The sequence below is a fragment of the Paenibacillus sp. W4I10 genome, from assembly GCF_030816325.1.
Taxonomy (GTDB): Bacteria; Bacillota; Bacilli; order Paenibacillales; family Paenibacillaceae; genus Paenibacillus; species Paenibacillus amylolyticus_B.
In genome coordinates this window covers 4,381,816-4,401,337 of the sequence record NZ_JAUSXX010000001.1, presented here as the reverse complement: position 1 = coordinate 4,401,337, position 19,522 = coordinate 4,381,816, and the positions used below count along the sequence as shown (strand labels likewise).

Here is a 19,522-nt window from a genome sequence, read left to right as displayed (position 1 = left end):
CCCTCAGCCCCGCCTTGCGGAGCAATAGGGGCCCAGGCAGCCAGGCGAAGCAGCTGCCCAGCGGGCTTGCCCCGCAGCGTAGCTGAGCGGGGTTCGCCGACCGATGGCTTGCAGCTAACGGAATCGGCGAACAATCCCGCGAGATCACGCACGAATCAACCATAGCAAGATCACACCAGCCACCTCTGCACCGCTTTTTTGGCGGGTGTCCAGAGGGCCTGCCAAGGTCCTATGGGGTCCTCCCGGGCGGGAGGATTTAGGTGGGGCGAAAAAAAAGGAGATGATTCCACTTGTCTGAAGCATATAAAAAGGCCGGCGTCGATATCGCGGCAGGTAATGAAGCGGTTGAACGGATGAAAAAACACGTGAAGCGTACCTTCCGTCCGGAAGTGATGACAGATCTGGGTGGATTCGGTGCTCTGTTCGGTTTGAACAAAGATAAATACGATGAGCCTGTGCTTGTATCCGGTACGGATGGTGTAGGCACCAAGCTGAAAATTGCATTTGCCATGGACCGTCACGATACCATCGGAATCGACGCGGTAGCGATGTGTGTGAACGACATTGTGGTACAGGGTGCAGAACCACTCTTCTTCCTTGACTATCTGGCATGTGACAAAGTCATTCCGGAGAAGATCGAAGCTATTGTTGCGGGAATCGCTGAAGGCTGTCATCAATCTGGTTGTGCGCTGATCGGTGGCGAGACGGCGGAGATGCCGGGCATGTACAGTGAAGGCGAATACGATATTGCTGGATTCACTGTGGGTATCGTGGACAAAGCAAAGATTATCAACGGCACAACCATTGCTCCTGGCGACACAGTGATTGGCCTGGCTTCCAGCGGTGTGCATAGTAACGGATTCTCGCTGGTACGCAGACTTTTGTTGGAAGATGCGGGTCTTGATCTGCATGATGAAGTAGCGGAACTGGGCGGTAAGCTGGGTGATTCCCTGCTGGAACCTACAAAGATCTATGTTAAACCTCTGTTGTCCCTGCTCGAAAAGGTAAAAGTAAAGGGTATGGCACACATTACAGGTGGTGGCTTCATCGAGAATATCCCACGTATGTTGCCGAGCAACGTGAATGTGGATATTGACTACGGCTCTTGGCCGATCCTGCCGATCTTCAACCTGTTACAGGAAAAGGGTGCTGTCTCGAACCGTGACATGTTCACCACCTTTAACATGGGTGTTGGGCTTGTACTGGTCGTTAATGAAGCAGACGCAGCGGAAGCTCTGCAACAACTGCAAGCATCTGGTGAAGAAGCGTACATCATTGGCCGTGTTACTGAAGGAGATGCGCGAGTAACCTTCACGGGAGCTGATGTTTAATGGCGAACTACCGCATAGCTGTATTTGCCTCGGGTGAAGGGACTAACTTTCAGTCATTGGTCGATGCAGTACGGAACGGTGGGCTGAATGCATCCGTAGATCTGCTCGTGTGTGATAAACCGTCTGCACGTGTTGTGCAGCGGGCACAGGATGCAGGCGTGGATTGTCATCTGTTTACTCCGAAAAATTATGCTTCCCGTGAAGCTTATGAGGCAGAGATCGTGGAAGTACTTGAATCCAAGAAGATCGACTTGGTCGTTCTTGCGGGATATATGAGATTGCTGACTTCAGTTGTGGTGGATCGTTACGCTGGGCGGTTGATTAACATTCATCCGTCCTTGCTGCCGGCATTTGCAGGCAAGGATGCGATTGGACAGGCACTTGAGTATGGCGTGAAAGTGACGGGTGTGACAGTACATTTTGTGGACGGAGGCATGGATACTGGACCGATTATTGCCCAGCATCCGGTTCCCATTTTGCCAGAGGATACGCCTGAGTCAATCAGCCGTTCCATTCATGCGGCCGAACAGCAGTTATACCCTGAAGTGGTTTCCTGGTTCGCGCAAGGTCTGGTTCAATTAGACGGACGTCGCGTGACTGTTAACAAACCGGTTTGATATAAGTTGAAATTTTTTTACACATTAACGGAGAGGACAGAAAAAACCTGAAAAAGCGAAGCGTTCGCCTTTATTACTGGATTTTTACCATTGAGAAATTGTTCAAAAAATCTTGGAATAACAGCGATCGGAAGATTATTCTGGACTCGTAGTGTTTTAGTGTGAAAATCCATTTATCAACTATATAACAGAAGTCGAATATTGGTACGCATTTTGTGATATTTCTCGGGAAATAAATCGGCTGTGTTTCGTCAGGAAACGCGAAGCCATGGGACATTAAAGGAGGAGCATATTGTGAGTATCAAAAGAGCGCTGGTCAGCGTATGGGATAAAACAGGCATCGTGGACTTTTGCCGCGAGCTGTCGCAAATGGGTGTGGAGATTATTTCGACAGGAGGTACAAGCAGCCTGTTGTCGAAGGAAGGCGTACCTGTCATCGGAATTTCGGATGTGACCGGGTTCCCGGAAATCATGGACGGACGTGTCAAAACATTGCATCCGGCAGTTCATGGAGGTTTGCTGGCTGTTCGTGACAGCGAAGAGCATAAGCGCCAGATGGAAGAGAACGGACTGGATTATATCGACCTCGTTGTCGTGAACCTGTACCCCTTCCAAGATACTATCGCTAAACCCGATGTGACGTACGAAGACGCGATCGAGAACATCGATATTGGTGGTCCTACCATGCTTCGTTCTGCTGCCAAAAACCATGCTTTTGTTAGTGTCGTTGTTGACACAGCAGATTACGGCAAGGTGCTTGAAGAAGTTCGCAGCAATGGAGATACCACTCTCGAAACACGCAAACGGCTTGCGGCAAAAGTGTTCCGCCATACAGCGGCTTACGATGCAGTTATTTCTGACTATCTCACCAACCTGAACGGTGATCCGTTGCCAGAGCGTCTGACGGTTACTTACGAAAAACTCCAGGATTTGCGTTACGGTGAAAATCCACACCAGCAGGCGGCATTCTACCGCAAACCGCTGGCTGCTCAAGATACGTTGACAACAGCCGAGCAATTGCATGGCAAAGAGTTGTCTTACAATAACATCAACGATGCGAACGCAGCATTGCAGATTGTCAAAGAGTTTGAAGAACCGGCTGTTGTCGCGGTTAAACATATGAACCCATGTGGCGTGGGTATTGGCGCAAGTATTTATGAAGCTTACAGCAAGGCATATGCTGCAGATCCAACGTCTATCTTTGGTGGCATTGTGGCAGCGAACCGCATTATCGACAGCGATACAGCAGCTAAATTGAGCGAGATTTTCCTGGAAATCGTACTTGCTCCTGACTTTACACAAGAGGCTCTCGATATTCTGACGAAGAAGAAAAACATTCGTTTGCTCAAAACAGGTGAGTTGAATGCTGCTCGTAAACGGGAGAGCCAATTCGTGGTTACGTCCATCGACGGCGGCATGATCGTGCAACAGTCCGATGTTCACTCCATTGAAGCGAGCGAGCTGAACGTGGTAACGGATCGTGCGCCATCGGAAGAAGAACTGAAACAGCTGTTGTTTGGCTGGAAAGTAGTTAAACACGTGAAATCCAACGCGATTGTACTTGCTGCGAATGACATGACGGTAGGAGTGGGCGCTGGACAAATGAATCGTGTGGGTGCAGCCAAAATTGCGATTGAGCAAGCAGGCGAGCAAGCAAAAGGTGCTATTCTGGCATCTGATGCGTTCTTCCCAATGGGTGATACGCTGGAACTGGCAGCAAAAGCTGGAATTACAGCTGTGATTCAACCTGGTGGTTCGATCAAAGACGAAGAATCCATCAAAGTAGCCAATGAATACGGAATTGCCATGGTCTTCACAGGCGTTCGTCACTTCAAACACTAGAACGAAAAAGGTTTAATAAGGGGTGTCGCCAGTCATACTTATGACTTATGGTACACCCCCTCTTTTTTAGGTTTTTCAACACGCATTAGCGTAACAAATTCAGTTATGCACGGAGGGGAACAGAGCAAATGGATATTCTGGTAGTAGGCGGCGGTGGCCGGGAACATGCAATCATCTGGGCGCTGGCGAAGAGTCCAAAGGTAGACAAGATTCACTGTGCACCGGGAAATGCAGGTATTGCTCAGCTCGCTGAGTGTCATGCCATTGCGGTAAATGAATTCGATAAACTAACGGCTCTTGCTGTAGAGCTTAAAGTGGGATTAGTGGTTATTGGTCCGGATGATCCGCTGGCAGATGGGATCGTGGATGCATTTGATTCGACACGTATTCCGGTATTCGGACCTCGTCGCAATGCAGCAGAGATCGAAGGAAGTAAAACGTTCATGAAGGACCTGCTGCACAAGTACAACATTCCAACCGCAGCCTATGAGAAATTCGACAACTACGAACAGGCTCAAGCATACCTGAATGAGCAAGCGATTCCGGTTGTCATCAAGGCAGATGGACTGGCAGCGGGCAAAGGTGTGACGGTAGCTTATTCCCGTGATGAGGCTGATCAGGCTCTGCGCAGCATCATGGTGGAGAAGGTATTTGGTGAAGCGGGAGCCAAAGTCATCATCGAGGAATTCCTCGCAGGGCAGGAAATGTCCATTCTGGCTTTTGTCGATGGAGAGACGGTTCGTCCGATGGCCGCAGCACAGGATCACAAACCTGTATTCGACAATGACCAGGGGCCAAACACAGGCGGTATGGGTACATACTCACCATTGCTACATATCCCTGCATCCATTATTGAAGAAGCCGTGGAGACGATCATCAAACCAACGGCCAAGGCAATGGTATCCGAGGGGCGTCCATTCCAAGGCGTATTGTTTGCCGGGTTGATGATTTCACCAGATGGTAAACCCAAAACGATTGAGTTCAATGCACGGTTTGGTGATCCGGAAACACAGGTTGTATTGCCACGTCTGAAGAGTGACTTGTTCGATATCTTCTGGGCAACCGTTCATGGCAAGCTGGCTGATATTGAGATTGAATGGAGCGATGAAGCCGCAGTATGTGTGGTACTTGCTTCAGGAGGTTATCCGGGTCCCTATGCCAAAGGTGTAATCATTGAAGGTTTGGATCAAGTGCAAGATGCCGTGGTATTCCACGCAGGTACAGCGCGTAGTGAAGCAGGAGAGTGGGTCACTAATGGTGGACGGATTCTGGGCGTAGTTGGCCTTGGTGCGGATATCGCCGAAGCTAGAAACAAAGCCTATGAACAGGCGGAGCGTATCCATTTTGATGGTAAACATCAGCGGTCGGATATTGCTGCCAAAGCACTGGTATAGAATGAATATAAGAGCCCGTAAAGATGTATACCGGAAAGGTATTTGCATCTTGCGGGCTCTTTGTTACGTATATAGATGTATCTTGTGCAAATGGCCGGACTTGTCCATACGGGAAAGAATCTGGGTAAGATGCAAAACGGGATTAAATCAGGGAGATCAGGCATGTTTAGTGCCCTAAAGTAAGGGGTAGTATTTTTATAAATTGGACTATACTAAACATGTGAAGATTATCACATTACGAGGTAATATCCATCATATTATATAAAGTACGTAACATACATAGAGACTAATTTGTGAACATTATACTGTAAGCTTGTGGCAAACCATAACGTGCAACTGGATGGTTGAGCGGGAAACATGGTATACTTTTCGGAAACAGGAATGAGTACGAGGGGAGGTGGATATCTATTGGGTAGGCGATATTGTAAATTGTCCAAATGGCGAATCTAGGTGGAGTTAAGCGAGGAACAATTGACAGCATGAGGGGTAACCCGATTTGAATGGAGAAGTTTCTGCAAGTCATTGACTTCATCTTGAATTCCTGTTTTGTAATTTTACAAGGTCAAACGTAAGACTTATACAAAAATTATCATTGAAATCGATTTTATATAAGGCAGACGTCGTGTTGAAAGACTAACAGCTGATGAATGGTTAACACAGTTAACGGATCACGCTGTAACTATCTCTGGAGGTGAATCCCTGAGAACCGGGGAAATCATTGGACATAATTACCATATTGAATATCGTTTTACTTATTATCTTGATTGCATTGACTGCATTTTTCGTAGCATCGGAGTTCGCTGTAGTCAAAATTCGTACATCAAGAGTGGAACAACTGGTTGCCGAAGGCAATAAAAAGGCTGTACTCGCCAAAAAAGTTGTCTCGGACCTGGATTATTATCTGTCAGCCTGTCAGCTCGGTATCACGGTCACTGCTCTAGGACTGGGAGCGCTCGGAAAACCGACGGTTGAGAGATTGTTATACCCCGTATTCAATTATTTAGACGTACCTGCTTCGATCTCATCAATTGCTTCCTATGCGATTGCCTTTATCCTCGTCACGTTTTTGCATGTGGTTGTTGGTGAGATGGCACCCAAAACATTGGCGATTCAGTTTTCGGAAAAACTGACGTTATTACTCTCGCCGCCTCTATATTGGTTTGGTAAAATCATGTACCCATTCATCTGGGCGCTTAATGGAACCTCACGTGTTCTTCTGAGAGGATTCGGTGTAAAGCCTGCCAAACATGATCAAGCCTACTCGGAGGACGAGATCAAAATCATCATGAACCAGAGTTATGAAGGTGACGAGAACAACAAGACCAAGCTTTCATATCTGGAAAATGTATTTGTGTTCGACGAACGTGATGCCAAAGACATCATGGTACCACGTACGGAACTGGTGACGTTAGATCAGGATATGACCTATGACGATATTATTCCTATATTGGATGAACATAACTATTCACGTTACCCTGTCATCGAGGATGGGGACAAGGACCGCATCATCGGCGTTGTAAATGTGAAAAAGATTTTGCCTGACATGGTAGCCGCAAGATCATATCAACTAAGCGAGTTCGTTCGTGAGATCCCATTCGTTTCCGAAGTTACAAGTATCCAGGATGCGATGATTAAAATGCAGCAGGAACGTGTACACATGGCTGTGGTCGTGGATGAATACGGCGGTACTTCGGGAATTATTACGATGGAGGATATCCTGGAGGAGCTGGTCGGTGAGATTCGTGATGAATTCGATGCCGATGAGGTGGCCGATATCCAGGAGACCGGAGAGAATCAATATCTCATTAATGGTCGGGTACTTTTGGATGAAGTGGAGCGGCAGTTCGGGCTTAGCTTTGAAGGAAACGAAGAGATGGATACCGTGGCCGGATGGATTCAGTACCAGAAGGGTGTAGGTGTGGAAAAAGGCGATACAGTAGAACACGGCGAATATGTCTGGACCGTTGTGGATACCGAAAATTATCACATCAAACAAGTTCTTCTGGAGCGGGTAAACGGCGCGCAGGTTGAGGAAGCTACAAGCGATTTGTCGTGATTTTAGCCGAGAATCTTGTGAAACTTCAAATATTTTTGACAACGTAGCAGTGTAGGGGACGGAATCGATTCTGAAGAAGCGCAGCGTTCGCGTTTGCAAACCAATTTTAAACTACTGAAAACAACAATCAGGAAAATTTGGAGGCAATGGGGATCGGAAGAACGAGCCGTCACCGGAACGTCACTCGTGCAACCTTATTTTAAATTTTAATGGAGGTGAATCCCTCAACCTGAGGGAAATCATTGGACGGAATAATAGCCTTGAATTTATTTTTAGTAGCCGTATTTATAGGTCTGACAGCCTTTTTTGTTGGAGCCGAATTTGCAATTCTTAAAGTACGGATGTCCCGAATCGATCAATTGATCTCGGAAGGGAACAAAAAGGCAGTACTGGCCAAAAAAGTGGCGCACAACCTGGATTATTATCTGTCTGCATGTCAATTGGGGATTACCATCACAGCGCTGGTATTGGGAGCCTTGGGTGAACCTACCGTTGAGAAAATGCTGCATCCGCTCTTTGAGCGAATGGAAGTACCAGCGGCATTGTCTACCGTGCTTTCCTATGGTATCGCTCTGGCAATCATTACGTTCCTGCACGTGGTTATTGGTGAATTGGCACCGAAAACACTGGCGATTCAGTTTGCAGAGAGAATGACGCTGTTGTTGGCCCCACCACTGTACTGGTTCGGTAAAATCATGAATCCGTTCATCTATGCGCTGAATGGAGCTGCTCGTCTGTTGCTTGGCATATTTGGTGTAAAACCTGCCGGCCATGATACCGTTCACTCCGAAGAAGAGCTGAAGCTGATTATGGCACAGAGTTATGAGAGTGGCGAGATCAACCAGACGGAGCTGGACTATCTCAAAAACATTTTTGCTTTTGATGAGCGTTTGCTTCAGGAGATTATGATTCCACGAGATAAAATTGTTACTCTGAATAAGGAAATGCCGCTTGATCAGATCATTGAAACGCTGAATCGACACGAATACACGCGATACCCTGTTATTGCAAATGGGGATCAGGCGCATTTTGTGGGCTTTATTAACACAAAAGAAATGCTGACGAGTGTAGCTGCGGGTAGAGATTTCAATATGGAGACATTTGTTCACAATACGCCGAGTTTCTCCGAGCGTTCTCCAATCAAGGATGTACTGATCCAGATGCAGCAAAGCCGTGTACACATTGCAACCGTGAAAAACGAGGCAGGTGCTACGGTAGGTATGGTTACGATGGAGGATATCCTTGAAGAGATTGTCGGAGATATCAAGGATGAATACGAGCATAAAGATTTGGTGAATCCACCAAAAAGAATGAAACTGGTTTAATAAGCAGTAATACAAATGTAATACAGTAATACGAAACAAACTAATCAATAGTTATAACGCTAAGCAGGTTCCCGGAATGATCGGGGCCTGCTTTTTGTATTAAATCTTAATTTTAAAATAAAAGCTTGCATATTGAGGTCCAATGGATTAATATAAATTTAAAGAATCTTAATTTAAAGATAAATAACAAAAAGCAATAAATAAAAGAAGCAAAAAAAACCTATGATACAACTAAAACCAAGGGAGTGGAGATTATGTTCAGAACTACAGGAATTCATCACATTACAGCTTTTGTAGACGATGCACAGAAAAACGTTGATTTTTACGCAGGTGTGTTGGCGCTCAGACTGGTGAAAAAAACAATTAACTTTGATGCACCGGACGTGTATCACTTGTATTACGGGAATGAGCAGGGTGCACCGGGCACAATCATTACCTTTTTCCCACAGCAAAATTCAAGAAGAGGTGTCATTGGGTCAGGTCAGACTGGAGTTACCGTATATGCGGTTCCTGTAGGAAGCCTGCCTTTCTGGAAAGAACGTCTTGCTTCCTTCGATATTCCATATGAAAATAAAACCAGATTTGGTGAGCAGTACATTCGTTTCTTCGACAAAGGCGGTCTTTTGCTTGAACTGGTTGAGCGTGAAGGCGGTCAGCCAAGCAACTGGAGTTTCAACGGTGTGACACCGGAGCATGCCATCAAAGGATTTGGCGGAGCTGTATTGTTCAGCCACGTTCCTGAAAAAACCATGGACGTCCTGGTGAGCAAACTGGGTCTCGAGCAAGTCGGTGAAGAGAACGGACTCCTTCGTCTTCAGGCAAGTGGCGATATCGGTCAGATCATCGATATTCAGTCCACAGGTATCCAACGCGGGATTGGCGGAGCCGGAACGGTTCACCATATTGCATGGCGTGCCAAAGATTACGTGGAACATGAACAAATTCAGCAGGATCTTGAACAATCCGGATATCATCCAACGCCAGTCATTGACCGTCAATACTTCAACGCTGTGTATTTCCGGGAGCCGGGTGGTATACTGTTCGAACTGGCTACGGATCCTCCAGGATTTGCACGGGATGAACCAGCAGAGAGCATGGGTGAGAAACTGATGTTGCCTGAATGGTATGAACCACAGCGTGAGCAGATTGAACAATTGTTGCCACGAATTGAAGTACGTGAATGGAAAGGAGAGTCCAAATCATGACCACAACCAATACAATGAAACATATCTATAAAGCAGGTGCTCAGCCGGATGCTCCAACAATCCTGTTGCTTCACGGCACAGGCGGAACCGAGAACGATCTGATCGGTCTGGCGGAGATGATCGCACCAGGAGCTGGCATACTTGGGGTGCGGGGTAATGTATCGGAGAACGGGATGCCCCGTTTCTTCCGCCGTCTAGCCGAAGGCATTTTTGACGAAGAAGATCTGATTGCTCGTACGGCAGAGCTGGGATCTTTTGTAGATGCAGCTGCGGTGGAATACGGTTTTGATCGGTCCAACGTGTATGCACTGGGTTACTCTAACGGTGCCAACATTGCGGCAAGCTTGATCTTCCATCAAGCAGATGTATTCAAAGGTGCAATTCTGCATCACCCGATGGTACCGCTGCGCGGACTGGAACTGCCGGATCTGAAAGGTCTGCCTGTGTTCATTGGTGCGGGCGAGAACGATCCGATTGTACCAAGACGTGAAACCGAGGAACTTGCTTCGCTGCTCAGCGGTGCAGGTGCCGATGTAAACACGTATTGGGAGCGCCAGGGTCATCAGTTGACTCGTACCGAGGCAGAAGCTGCGGCAACTTGGTTTAAGACACAGGCGTAAGGTAGAGATAGCTCTAAACCGAATATTCGTTCATCCTTGCATTGAGCGATTGTGCAATATTGCAGGAGCTGCGTACGAAGCAACAAGAAGGTGTATATGAGGGCCAGCCGCATATTGGCTGGCACAGTTACCCGATCCAATCATGGATCGGGTTTTCTTTTTGCAGAAGATGTGTACTGTAACTTGATGAAGCAACATGGTTGTCGTAAAGGATGGATTATTCTATAATGAAGTAATTGATAATCATTTTCAATTAGATTCGGTGAAAGATGACTATGCACGTAATCAGGAGGGGAATATGAATCCTAACCCTAGCTCACATACGTTTGGTTCAAGTGCGTTTGTTCAGACCCGCGATGGTCGCAAACTACATTATATGTCCAGGGGAACAGGAGAACTGACGGTAGTGTTTGAATCCGGTATGGGCGCCTCCAGATCGAACTGGGGACTGGTTGCACCAGCCATTGCTGAGCATGCACGTGCTGTCGTGTATGACAGGGCAGGGGCGGGACGAAGTGATGTCGACTCGGCTCCCCGCAGCCTTGAACGCATTGCAGGGGATCTTGGAGAACTGCTTACAGCGCTGGGCCAGGGCCCATTCATTCTGGTTGGACATAGCTGGGGCGGTCCGATTGTACGGGCTGCGGCAGCTGCACATCTATCTCGATTACGTGGCATTATTCTGGTAGATCCATCAGACGAGCATTGCGAAATGTATTTTTCCAAGCTTACTAAAAAGAGCTTTGCCATCAATGGTTTCATTATTCCAATCATGGCGCGTACAGGCTTGTATAAGTTGCTTGGTAGCAAAGCTGGAAGCATTCAGCCTGACGATGTGGCGGCGGATCATCTCAAAGAGGATTTCACTGTACGCGCAGCCAGCACGATGCTTGCGGAGGGCAGAACATTTCTGAATGACATGGCAGCGCTGCTGGAACATCCTCCGGCTCTGGGTAATCTGGAAGTTAGCGTGATCTCGGGTACGAAACCGGGCAAGGGAGAGGGAAAAATCAGACCTGCCCTCATCACGGCGCATCGCCAGACGGTGAGCCAGCTATCCAATGCGAGATGGATTGGGGCCGATCAATCGGGACATATGGTTATATATACAGACCCTCAGGTCATTATCGATGAGATTGTACGAATGATAAATGATGTATGCTCAAGCGCAAGAACAGAACAAAAGTGATACAATACAAAGAAAAGCAGTGCGCGACATTGCTAGATAAGTTGAATTAATGATTTACACGATAACGGAGAGGACAGAAAGAACCTGAAAAAGCGAAGCGTGCGCCTTTATCACCGGATTTTCCCCTTTAGAAAAGGGAATCGAAAAATCTGGGGATAACAGCGATTGGAGGGTTGTTCTGTCATCGTAGTGTCAGTGTAAATAAACTTTAGTTCAACTTATATAGACCATAAAAGCGGAGTGTGGAGACAACATGAAACCAGTTGAACAAGAACCAACGGGAACCACAAGTCCCGGTCGTGCCAGTGTTGGCATGGAAGATATCGTGCGCGCACATCATGTGCTGCGTGAGGTCATAGTAAGAACGCCGTTGCAGCGGGACGCTGTATTGTCGGCCAAATATAACTGTAATGTGTATCTGAAAAGAGAAGACCTTCAAGTGGTGCGCTCGTTCAAAATTCGGGGTGCCTATAATATGATTCGCAGTCTGACACCAGCCGAGATGGAGAAGGGTATTGTCTGTGCAAGTGCGGGCAACCACGCTCAGGGTGTTGCTTTTAGCTGTAATGCGCTCGGAATTAACGGAAAAATCTTCATGCCAAGTACAACGCCGAACCAGAAGGTGAAGCAGGTGCGTCGCTTTGGTGGAAACAACGTTGAAGTGGTGCTGATCGGAGATACGTATGACGATGCTTATGCAGAAGCAATGCGTGCATGTGACGAACAGGGCATGACGTTTATCCATCCTTTTGATCAACCGAAGATTATTGCAGGTAATGGTACGGTAGCGATGGAAATCATGGAAAGTCTTGATGAGAATGCTGACTATGTGTTCGTTACGATTGGTGGCGGAGGGTTGGCAGCCGGCGTGGGAACCTACATGAAGACCGTAAGTCCGGAGACACGCATCATTGGAGTTGAGCCACTTGGGGCAGCTTCCATGAGTGAGGCGATGTTCCGCAAACAGGTTGTGACGTTGGATGATATAGATAAATTCGTGGATGGTGCAGCGGTGAAACGGGTTGGTGATCTCACCTTTGATATCTGCAACAGTATACTTGATGACATTGTGAAAGTGCCGGAAGGCAAAGCCTGCACAACTATTCTGGAGCTATATAATGAAAATGCGATTGTTGTCGAGCCTGCCGGTTCCTTGGCTGTTGCGGCGCTTGAACAGTATCGTGAGCAAATCGTGGGCAAGACGGTGGTCTGTGTTATTAGTGGCGGGAACAACGATATCGACCGGATGCAGGAGATCAAGGAACGTTCCCTGATCTATGAAGGGCTGAAGTATTATTTCATGGTTAATTTCCCGCAGCGTGCAGGAGCTTTACGTGAATTCCTGGAGGAAGTTCTCGGGAAGAATGATGATATCACCCGGTTTGAATATACGAAAAAGCATGATAAGGAAAATGGCCCTGCCCTGGTGGGCATTGAGCTTATGTACAAGGAAGATTACCAACCACTCATTGAGCGTATGAACCGCAAAGGTATCGCCTATACCGAGCTGAACAAAAATCTAAATCTGTTCAACATGTTAATCTGATGAAACATTCCAGTATGCAGTCAGATCACCAAGAAACATCTCCTCTGATCAGACCTGCGCGCATAGAAGATGCAGATCAGGTCATTCCGTTACTGTATCAGGCGATAGGAGACATTGCATACGCACTTGCGGGTGAGGCGGATCATGAGAAGGCGATGCAGATTTTACAGGAGTTCTATGTACAGGAAAACAACCGGATTAGCTATCTTAATGTGACAGTGATGGAGCAGGATGGGCTGATCGCGGGGATTCTGGTGGCCTATGATGGCGGTGAAGCTGATCGTCTGGACCAGCCGATTCTGGATCGACCTGGACGAAGCCGGGAAGAGAAGTATGCATTGGTTAAAGAAACCCGTCCGGGGGAGTATTATCTGGATACTCTTTCGGTAAGTGAAGCTTATCAGGGGCAGGGCATCGGCCGGTCACTGATGGCTGCTTTTGAGCAGCAGGGCAGAGATCTGGGTCACTCGCAGGTATCCCTGATTGTAGAACGAGACAACGGCCGTGCGCTAATGCTGTACGAACGGCAGGGATATGTCAAAGACGATGTGATTGTCATCGCAGGACATGAGTATAATCATATGGTCAAACCGATTCAATAGTGCAGGGAGCTGACGGTTTAGTCAGTTTTGATGATAGAAGCATGAAGAAAACCGCCACAGTAGCGAATCCTGTGGCGGTTTTTGTTGTGGTTATCTGTTGGGATTTAGCCTGAATTTTGCCCGGATATTAACTCTGGGAACGGATTAACTCAATAGTTTGCATAGTCGCTTACCGGCACATTCTGCTCCAGCCATTTCTCCACCGCAGCTGTTTTCTCATACTTCGATTCCTTAACCACGTCCATAAAGGCATCCAGCTTGGTGAGGAATTCACTATCGACGGATGTAAGACGTTGCAAGACGCCATTGTAGCCTCTTTGGGCGTTCGCAACCATTTTGTTCGTGTCATAATCAAACAGCGGTGTATTGTTCAGCCCATAAAAGGTATACAGGGTATAACTGTTTAACAGATTCTGCACCTGCTTGGCCCGATTTGATTTTGGATGCAGCTCCAGGAATCTTTCCTGGCTCAGTGCTCGAAGGAGAATTTCCTGATAGCCAATGACCAGAGCACCGTCATCCGCAGGCATGTTTTTCGTTTCCTTTGTCATGATACTGATGTAGCTTGAGATATCTTCTTTAATTTCAGAGTTATATTTCACGAATGCCGCATAATTCATTATGGGATAGAGGGAGCCTTCGAGCATGACGAGGCGGTAGCCGCTGTCACGGGCTTCTTTTAACAGTGCACGCAGATCAGAGTCCTGGGTACGCTCCATGAGTTTGGTGAAGCTATCATTCAACTTGTAGGCCTTGATCATCTTGTCCTGAACGTTAGGAACGAGCAGACGGTCTGTCATGGCGCTTAGCGCCTTCAGGCGAGCATTCTCTAATTGAAGCACCATCAGGGTGGCGTGATGCTTTGTTACTTTTTTGATATGAGATTCGAGATAAGTATCCGCGGCAGGCAAGCCGTTCTTTTTGTAGAGCATGGACTGAAATGTTTTATATATCGTTGTTGAACTGGCAGTTGTGACTTTGGAATCTGTACTGGAAGAAGCGGCAGAAGTAACTCCGGATAACGCAACGACAGCCGATTGGAGCAGCATGAGGACGGCGGTTGCTGTAATGAAGGTACGCATGCCTTTACGTTTGGCAGATTGGAACGATGATGTCATAGATATGAACCTCCCATAGTTGAGAAAATGATAGGTGTTGTTCACTAGTCACTATACCTTAACGCAATTGGGGCAGGATGTGGTTGCGGAATGGTGACAAATTCTTCTGTTATTTTTAACTTTTGGAGGGTGGAAGATAGAGGGAGATTTCTGAGAGAATATTTTTTGTACAACTGGAAACTTTTGAGCTGATCGGAACGTCTTAGTTGTGCACAGGTAAATACAGGAATGAATGAAATGAACAACGAATCTATTTCGATGTTAACTACATGCGAGAATGGGGATATGGGATATGAGGAAAGCGGGAGGAAAACAAGTGAAGAAGGTAATGTCAGCGCTGGCTGTATCGGCCATGCTGATGTCCGCACTTCCAACGTCGGTTATGGATGCAGCTGCGAGGATCAGCATATATATTAATGATGCAGAGTTATCATCTGCTCAGGCACCTGTCATGAAAGGTGGACGGGTACTCGTTCCGCTTCGGTCGATTTTTGAAGGATTGGATGCGAAGGTACAGTACACGAACAGAACCAAAACGATTGTTGCAACTCGCGACGATCAGGAAGTTACTTTGAAACTCGGTTCCAAAACGGCATACATCAACGGGGAAGCGATCTCGCTGGATGTACCTGCAAACACGATTAAGGGCAATACGATGGTTCCAATTCGTTTTGTCAGTGAAGCTTTTGGAGAGAAAGTATTCTGGAACTCGCGCAATCAACGTGTAGATATCAAGACAACGGCAACACCTCCAGTGGATGAGACACAATATGCTGCATGGAACATCTATGGATCGGTATCTGGAAGTAACGGGGATGGTCGGGACCTGACCGTGAGCTTCACACGTCCAACTTCGGAGAAGGCGGTATCTGCTTACCGGATTATGCTGGTGAAAACTCGCGATGTGAATAGCTTTACAGAATCGGCAGCATCTGCCGTACCTTCTGCAAACTATACATCTGTAACACCGAATGGCAGCAACCCGAAACTGACGCTTAATGCACAGACGCGTGACGTGAACGGGGATTTGCTCAATAGCAATGAAACGTATCGCCTGTATGTACTGACTGTTGGTAACAGCACCAATAATTATAAAAATGCATTGAACTGGTCTTCTCAAGCATTGAAGCTCAATAATGTGAAATCCACAGTACAAGCGGTTACAAGTCTGCGTGCTGCAGATATTAGTGACTATGGCGATGGCCGCGATCTGGAGATTAACTTCACGCAGCCGAGCACAACATCGAACATTACGTATTATCGTGCTTTTGTTGTTAAAGCGAAGGACTCTTCTGCGTTCAATCTGGCTGCAGCGAACAAAGTGTCCAGTGCAAACTCCACGATCATATACAAAGGAAACAGTACCGCAGTCAAAAGCAAGCTGACTTCTTCGACACGGGATACGTCCGGCGAAATGATCAAAAGCGGTACAGCGTATGTCGTCTACATCCTGTCGGTAAGCACAAATACTACGACAGACAGCAAGCTGTCCGCAGCATCATCTTCACTTACGCTGTCCGTGAACACAGCAACCTCTCCAGTAATTACGCAGGTGAAGGATAACTCGGATTATGGAGATGGTCGTGATATTCAGGTGAGTTTCAACCGTTCATCGGATGAGTCCAAGGTGGCGAATTATCGCGTCTTCGTGGTGCGCAACTCGGTTGCCAGCAGCTTCAATCTGACAACGGCAAGCAATCTGTCCTCCAGTCTGTACTATACGGTGAACAAAACAGGCAACAACATTACAACGACATTGCCTTCATCCATGAAGGATACAAGTGGTTATAACGTAACGAATCTGCAAGATTATCGTATCTACGTGATGGCGGTGGGCAATCAGCAAAATGGATACACCAATGCGCTGTCAGCATCCTCCACTGTGCTGAGACTTACAACGAACGGTAACGCTGGAGTCATTAGCAACCTTGCTGTTGCGGATATTGGTGACTACGGTGATGGCCGTGATCTGCGGGTTTCTTTCAACAAAGCTGCGGATGAATCCAGAATCTCTGCCTACCGAGTCTATGTAGTGCGTTCCGCTAATGTGGGCACCTTCACGCTGAGCGCAGCTAATGCGTCGAACAACTATACACAGGTGAACAAAACGGGTGGTAACCTGTCCGTTACGCTTCCGAACTATGCGGTAGATACCAATGGTTATACCATTACCAATAACGTTGCTTATCGGGTATTCGTGCTGTCGGTGAATAACAACGGAAACTCCAGTCAGAATGCGTTGTCTGGTTACTCTTCCCAAATTACGCTGACACAGAATGCGGCTATAACAGCTCCGAGCAATGTGGGTGCAACGGATATTGGTGATAACGGAGATGGCCGTGATTTGCGTGTGACGTTCAATAAATCCGCAGATGAGACAAATGTAAATCATTATCGGGTGTTTGTGGTGAAAAATGCGAATGCAGGCAGCTTCAATCTGAACGCAGCCAATACGGTGAATAGCTCCAATTATACGTATGTAAGTAGAACTGGAAGTAACCAGACGATTACTTTATCTAATGGTTCGAGAACAGCAGATGGTGACTCGATTCGTAACGATGTAGGCTATCGAGTTTACGTTATGGCTGTCAATAACAATGCTTCTCTGACTAATGCATTATCGTCAGCCTCAGGAACAATTACATTGACTTCGAATGCTGCTGTAGCAGCCGCAAGCAATGTGAAAGTAAACGTCAAAGATCAAGGGCAGTCTGGAACGCCTTCGGATGTAACAATAACCTTCAATAAGGCAACTAACGAGACGAATATCTCCAATTATCGTATCTTGATTGTGCCTGCTAGCCAAGTGAGTGGATTCAATACAAGTTCTGCTCTTGGAATTAATTCTTTTATTGAAATCAACAAAAACAATGCAAGCAGTCCGGTAGTACTAAATGGTGGACATCGAGATATTAATGGTAGTGTCCTGGTTCCTGGACAGAAATATAGAGTGTTTGTCTTGTCCGTTTCGGACAGTACGTCACGTGCTTCCAATCTGTCTTCTGCTTCCGATGAGTTTAATATCTTTGCACAAGCAGCTGCGGTTCAAACTGCCACTATAACAGGTCTTCAAAATACAAGTACTGTGACTGAGGCAAGTTATAAGCTTACCTTTACTAAACCATCTTCTGAAACTGGCATTTCTGCATACCGACTCTTTATTGTTAAAGGAACAGATAGCTTGGATGTTACTACAGCAAGCTCTAGCACTAGCTACCAAATTGGAAATCCTGCAGCCGTTGAAGTTACTTTAACGAAAACAGCTATAGATTCAACTGGGGTCAATCTGGTGGAAGGAAGCGAGTACAAGGTGTATATTCTTTCAGTTGCTGCAAATACAACGACGAATAAACATACACTTTCAGGCCCATCGAATACATTCAAGCTTGAAAAAGCTCAGTCAACACCAACACAGGAACCGACGCCTTCTACCAATCCGCCAGCCTCAAGTGAGGGGCAAACACCTCCACAGGGCTGAATGTAAAAATTTACACTGAAACAAACTTGAACACTCTTTCCATTCGGAAAGGGTGTTTTCATTATGTCTGGACAACGATCGTCTGGCGTGAATTTCAAACTCGCTTTTTGAAAATCTTGTCGTCAAAAAGGTTCCTAAGACCATTGTTACATCGGAAACAAATAATGGATAATAAAGGAAAGTTATCTATATAGATCGAGCTAAACATTTACACGAAACGGAGTGGCCAGTGTAAATATCTTTAGTTCACCTTATGAAGGAGCCTATGAGCCGAAAGGAATGATGGAATGCTTACATTTCGTTTGACGGGCCTGCCGGATTCCCGGTTGCCGCTGTACCTGTATTGTGTGGGCACGCAGGAAGAGAAGGTTCTGCATAGACCGGATGGATTTCCGGTGTATCAGTTGTTTTTGTCACACGGTGGTGAAGGGCAGTTCAAGATAACGGGAAAAGGGACATGGACGATGGGAGCAGGGCAGTTATTCATCGTGGAACCCGAGGTTGCGCATGAGTATGTGCCTCATTCCAAATCCAAAGGAGAACTTGGTTATATCGGTATTGGCGGTGCATCGGCTGGATCAGTACTTCAATGCGCGGATTTGCTTCAGAACGAGCCGTACCATATCTCCGGTTTTGAAATCATCTGGTCACGCATGACGGATTTCTGGCATGCGCTGGATCAAGGAGCAACGGAGATGTGGAACACATCAGCCCTCATCTACCAGCTCATTTTGGATATAGCACAATCGAAAATTCCATCTAATGTCTATATTGGGGGTGCTGGATCATTGATGGCACAGGACGGCACTGTAACACGTTCTAATCGGGAGTCCGATGCAAGCAAGGATGCACTCGTCCGAGCGGTAGCATTGATGCATACTCACTATCAGGACGATCTGTTATTGAAGCATGTTGCTGACGCAGTGGGTTATTCGGTGCAGCATCTCAACCGATTATTTCACCAGCATTATGGCGTGACAGGGCATCAGTATATGCAACGATTACGTTTGCAGAAGGCTTCGGAATGGCTGGACAAGCATCCACGAGCAAGTGTACGAGAGGCGGCAGAGACCGTAGGCATGGAAGTGAACTATTTTATCCGGATGTTCAAGCGGGAGTTTGGAGAGACACCGGGCAAAGGAATCAAACATCGGAATCAGCTCCAAATGGAAAAAGACCTCACGAATTCGTGAAGCCCC

At 46.9% G+C, this 19,522-nt stretch carries 14 protein-coding genes; 13 read left to right on the top strand and 1 reads right to left on the bottom strand.

From position 1 onward, the window contains the following. The first annotated feature begins 290 nt into the window (after window positions 1-290). The 11 genes from purM to QF049_RS19680 all read left to right on the top strand — a co-directional run bounded on the left by purM (window position 291) and on the right by QF049_RS19680 (window position 13,727). Complete coding sequence (gene purM / locus QF049_RS19730; RefSeq protein ID WP_307539947.1) at window positions 291-1,331, top strand: phosphoribosylformylglycinamidine cyclo-ligase; 1,041 nt, start codon at window positions 291-293, stop codon at window positions 1,329-1,331. Continuing rightward, window positions 1,331-1,948 carry a phosphoribosylglycinamide formyltransferase gene (gene purN / locus QF049_RS19725; protein WP_307539945.1) on the top strand — a complete coding sequence of 206 codons (618 nt, stop codon included), beginning with the start codon at window positions 1,331-1,333 and terminating at the stop codon, window positions 1,946-1,948. The genes purM and purN overlap by 1 nt, the downstream gene beginning before the upstream one ends. A 294-nt stretch (window positions 1,949-2,242) precedes the next feature. Then, window positions 2,243-3,790 (top strand): bifunctional phosphoribosylaminoimidazolecarboxamide formyltransferase/IMP cyclohydrolase, encoded by a 1,548-nt coding sequence (gene purH / locus QF049_RS19720; protein ID WP_307539943.1) that lies wholly within the window; start codon window positions 2,243-2,245, stop codon window positions 3,788-3,790. A 128-nt stretch (window positions 3,791-3,918) separates the two neighbouring features. Beyond that, window positions 3,919-5,184 (top strand): phosphoribosylamine--glycine ligase, encoded by a 1,266-nt coding sequence (gene purD, locus QF049_RS19715; RefSeq protein ID WP_307539941.1) that lies wholly within the window; start codon window positions 3,919-3,921, stop codon window positions 5,182-5,184. Between the two features lie 718 nt (window positions 5,185-5,902). Further along, window positions 5,903-7,240, top strand: a complete 1,338-nt coding sequence (locus QF049_RS19710; RefSeq protein WP_307539939.1) for a hemolysin family protein — start codon at window positions 5,903-5,905, stop codon at window positions 7,238-7,240. A 242-nt stretch (window positions 7,241-7,482) separates the two neighbouring features. Continuing rightward, window positions 7,483-8,565, top strand: a complete 1,083-nt coding sequence (locus QF049_RS19705) for a hemolysin family protein (RefSeq protein ID WP_124118555.1) — start codon at window positions 7,483-7,485, stop codon at window positions 8,563-8,565. 254 nt (window positions 8,566-8,819) lie between these two features. After that, window positions 8,820-9,770 carry a ring-cleaving dioxygenase gene (locus QF049_RS19700; RefSeq protein ID WP_260632545.1) on the top strand — a complete coding sequence of 317 codons (951 nt, stop codon included), beginning with the start codon at window positions 8,820-8,822 and terminating at the stop codon, window positions 9,768-9,770. Window positions 9,771-9,784: 14 nt separating this feature from the next. Next, window positions 9,785-10,390 (top strand): alpha/beta hydrolase, encoded by a 606-nt coding sequence (locus QF049_RS19695; protein WP_124118641.1) that lies wholly within the window; start codon window positions 9,785-9,787, stop codon window positions 10,388-10,390. 196 nt (window positions 10,391-10,586) lie between these two features. Next, the gene (locus tag QF049_RS19690) at window positions 10,587-11,579 is read left to right on the top strand and encodes an alpha/beta hydrolase (RefSeq protein WP_307539937.1); all 993 of its coding nucleotides are present in this window, start codon (window positions 10,587-10,589) and stop codon (window positions 11,577-11,579) included. Between the two features lie 253 nt (window positions 11,580-11,832). Then, complete coding sequence (ilvA, locus tag QF049_RS19685; RefSeq protein ID WP_091019795.1) at window positions 11,833-13,125, top strand: threonine ammonia-lyase IlvA; 1,293 nt, start codon at window positions 11,833-11,835, stop codon at window positions 13,123-13,125. Continuing rightward, a complete protein-coding gene (locus tag QF049_RS19680; protein ID WP_307539933.1) occupies window positions 13,125-13,727 on the top strand; it encodes a GNAT family N-acetyltransferase in 603 nt (200 codons plus the stop codon). The genes ilvA and QF049_RS19680 overlap by 1 nt, the downstream gene beginning before the upstream one ends. A 149-nt stretch (window positions 13,728-13,876) precedes the next feature. On the opposite strand, the gene QF049_RS19675 is transcribed toward QF049_RS19680, so the two are convergent. Continuing rightward, entirely contained in the window at window positions 13,877-14,845 is a 969-nt protein-coding gene (locus QF049_RS19675; RefSeq protein WP_307539931.1) for a hypothetical protein, read from the bottom strand. A gap of 316 nt (window positions 14,846-15,161) precedes the next feature. On the opposite strand from QF049_RS19675, the gene QF049_RS19670 reads away from it, so the two are divergent. Continuing rightward, a complete protein-coding gene (locus QF049_RS19670) occupies window positions 15,162-18,323 on the top strand; it encodes a copper amine oxidase N-terminal domain-containing protein (protein WP_307539929.1) in 3,162 nt (1,053 codons plus the stop codon). Between the two features lie 287 nt (window positions 18,324-18,610). After that, a complete protein-coding gene (locus QF049_RS19665; RefSeq protein ID WP_307539928.1) occupies window positions 18,611-19,516 on the top strand; it encodes an AraC family transcriptional regulator in 906 nt (301 codons plus the stop codon). The last annotated feature ends 6 nt before the right edge of the window (window positions 19,517-19,522 follow it).

What these genes read in the sequence shown, in the direction of transcription:
- QF049_RS19695 (WP_124118641.1), top strand. Translation starts at nt 9,785, where the DNA reads ATGAAACATATCTATAAAGCAGGTGCTCAGCCGGATGCTCCAACAATC.
- QF049_RS19665 (WP_307539928.1), top strand. Translation starts at nt 18,611, where the DNA reads ATGCTTACATTTCGTTTGACGGGCCTGCCGGATTCCCGGTTGCCGCTG.
- QF049_RS19680 (WP_307539933.1), top strand. Translation starts at nt 13,125, where the DNA reads ATGAAACATTCCAGTATGCAGTCAGATCACCAAGAAACATCTCCTCTG.
- ilvA (WP_091019795.1), top strand. Translation starts at nt 11,833, where the DNA reads ATGAAACCAGTTGAACAAGAACCAACGGGAACCACAAGTCCCGGTCGT.
- purN (WP_307539945.1), top strand. Translation starts at nt 1,331, where the DNA reads ATGGCGAACTACCGCATAGCTGTATTTGCCTCGGGTGAAGGGACTAAC.
- QF049_RS19700 (WP_260632545.1), top strand. Translation starts at nt 8,820, where the DNA reads ATGTTCAGAACTACAGGAATTCATCACATTACAGCTTTTGTAGACGAT.
- QF049_RS19675 (WP_307539931.1), bottom strand. Translation starts at nt 14,845, where the DNA reads ATGACATCATCGTTCCAATCTGCCAAACGTAAAGGCATGCGTACCTTC.
- QF049_RS19690 (WP_307539937.1), top strand. Translation starts at nt 10,587, where the DNA reads ATGGTTGTCGTAAAGGATGGATTATTCTATAATGAAGTAATTGATAAT.
- purD (WP_307539941.1), top strand. Translation starts at nt 3,919, where the DNA reads ATGGATATTCTGGTAGTAGGCGGCGGTGGCCGGGAACATGCAATCATC.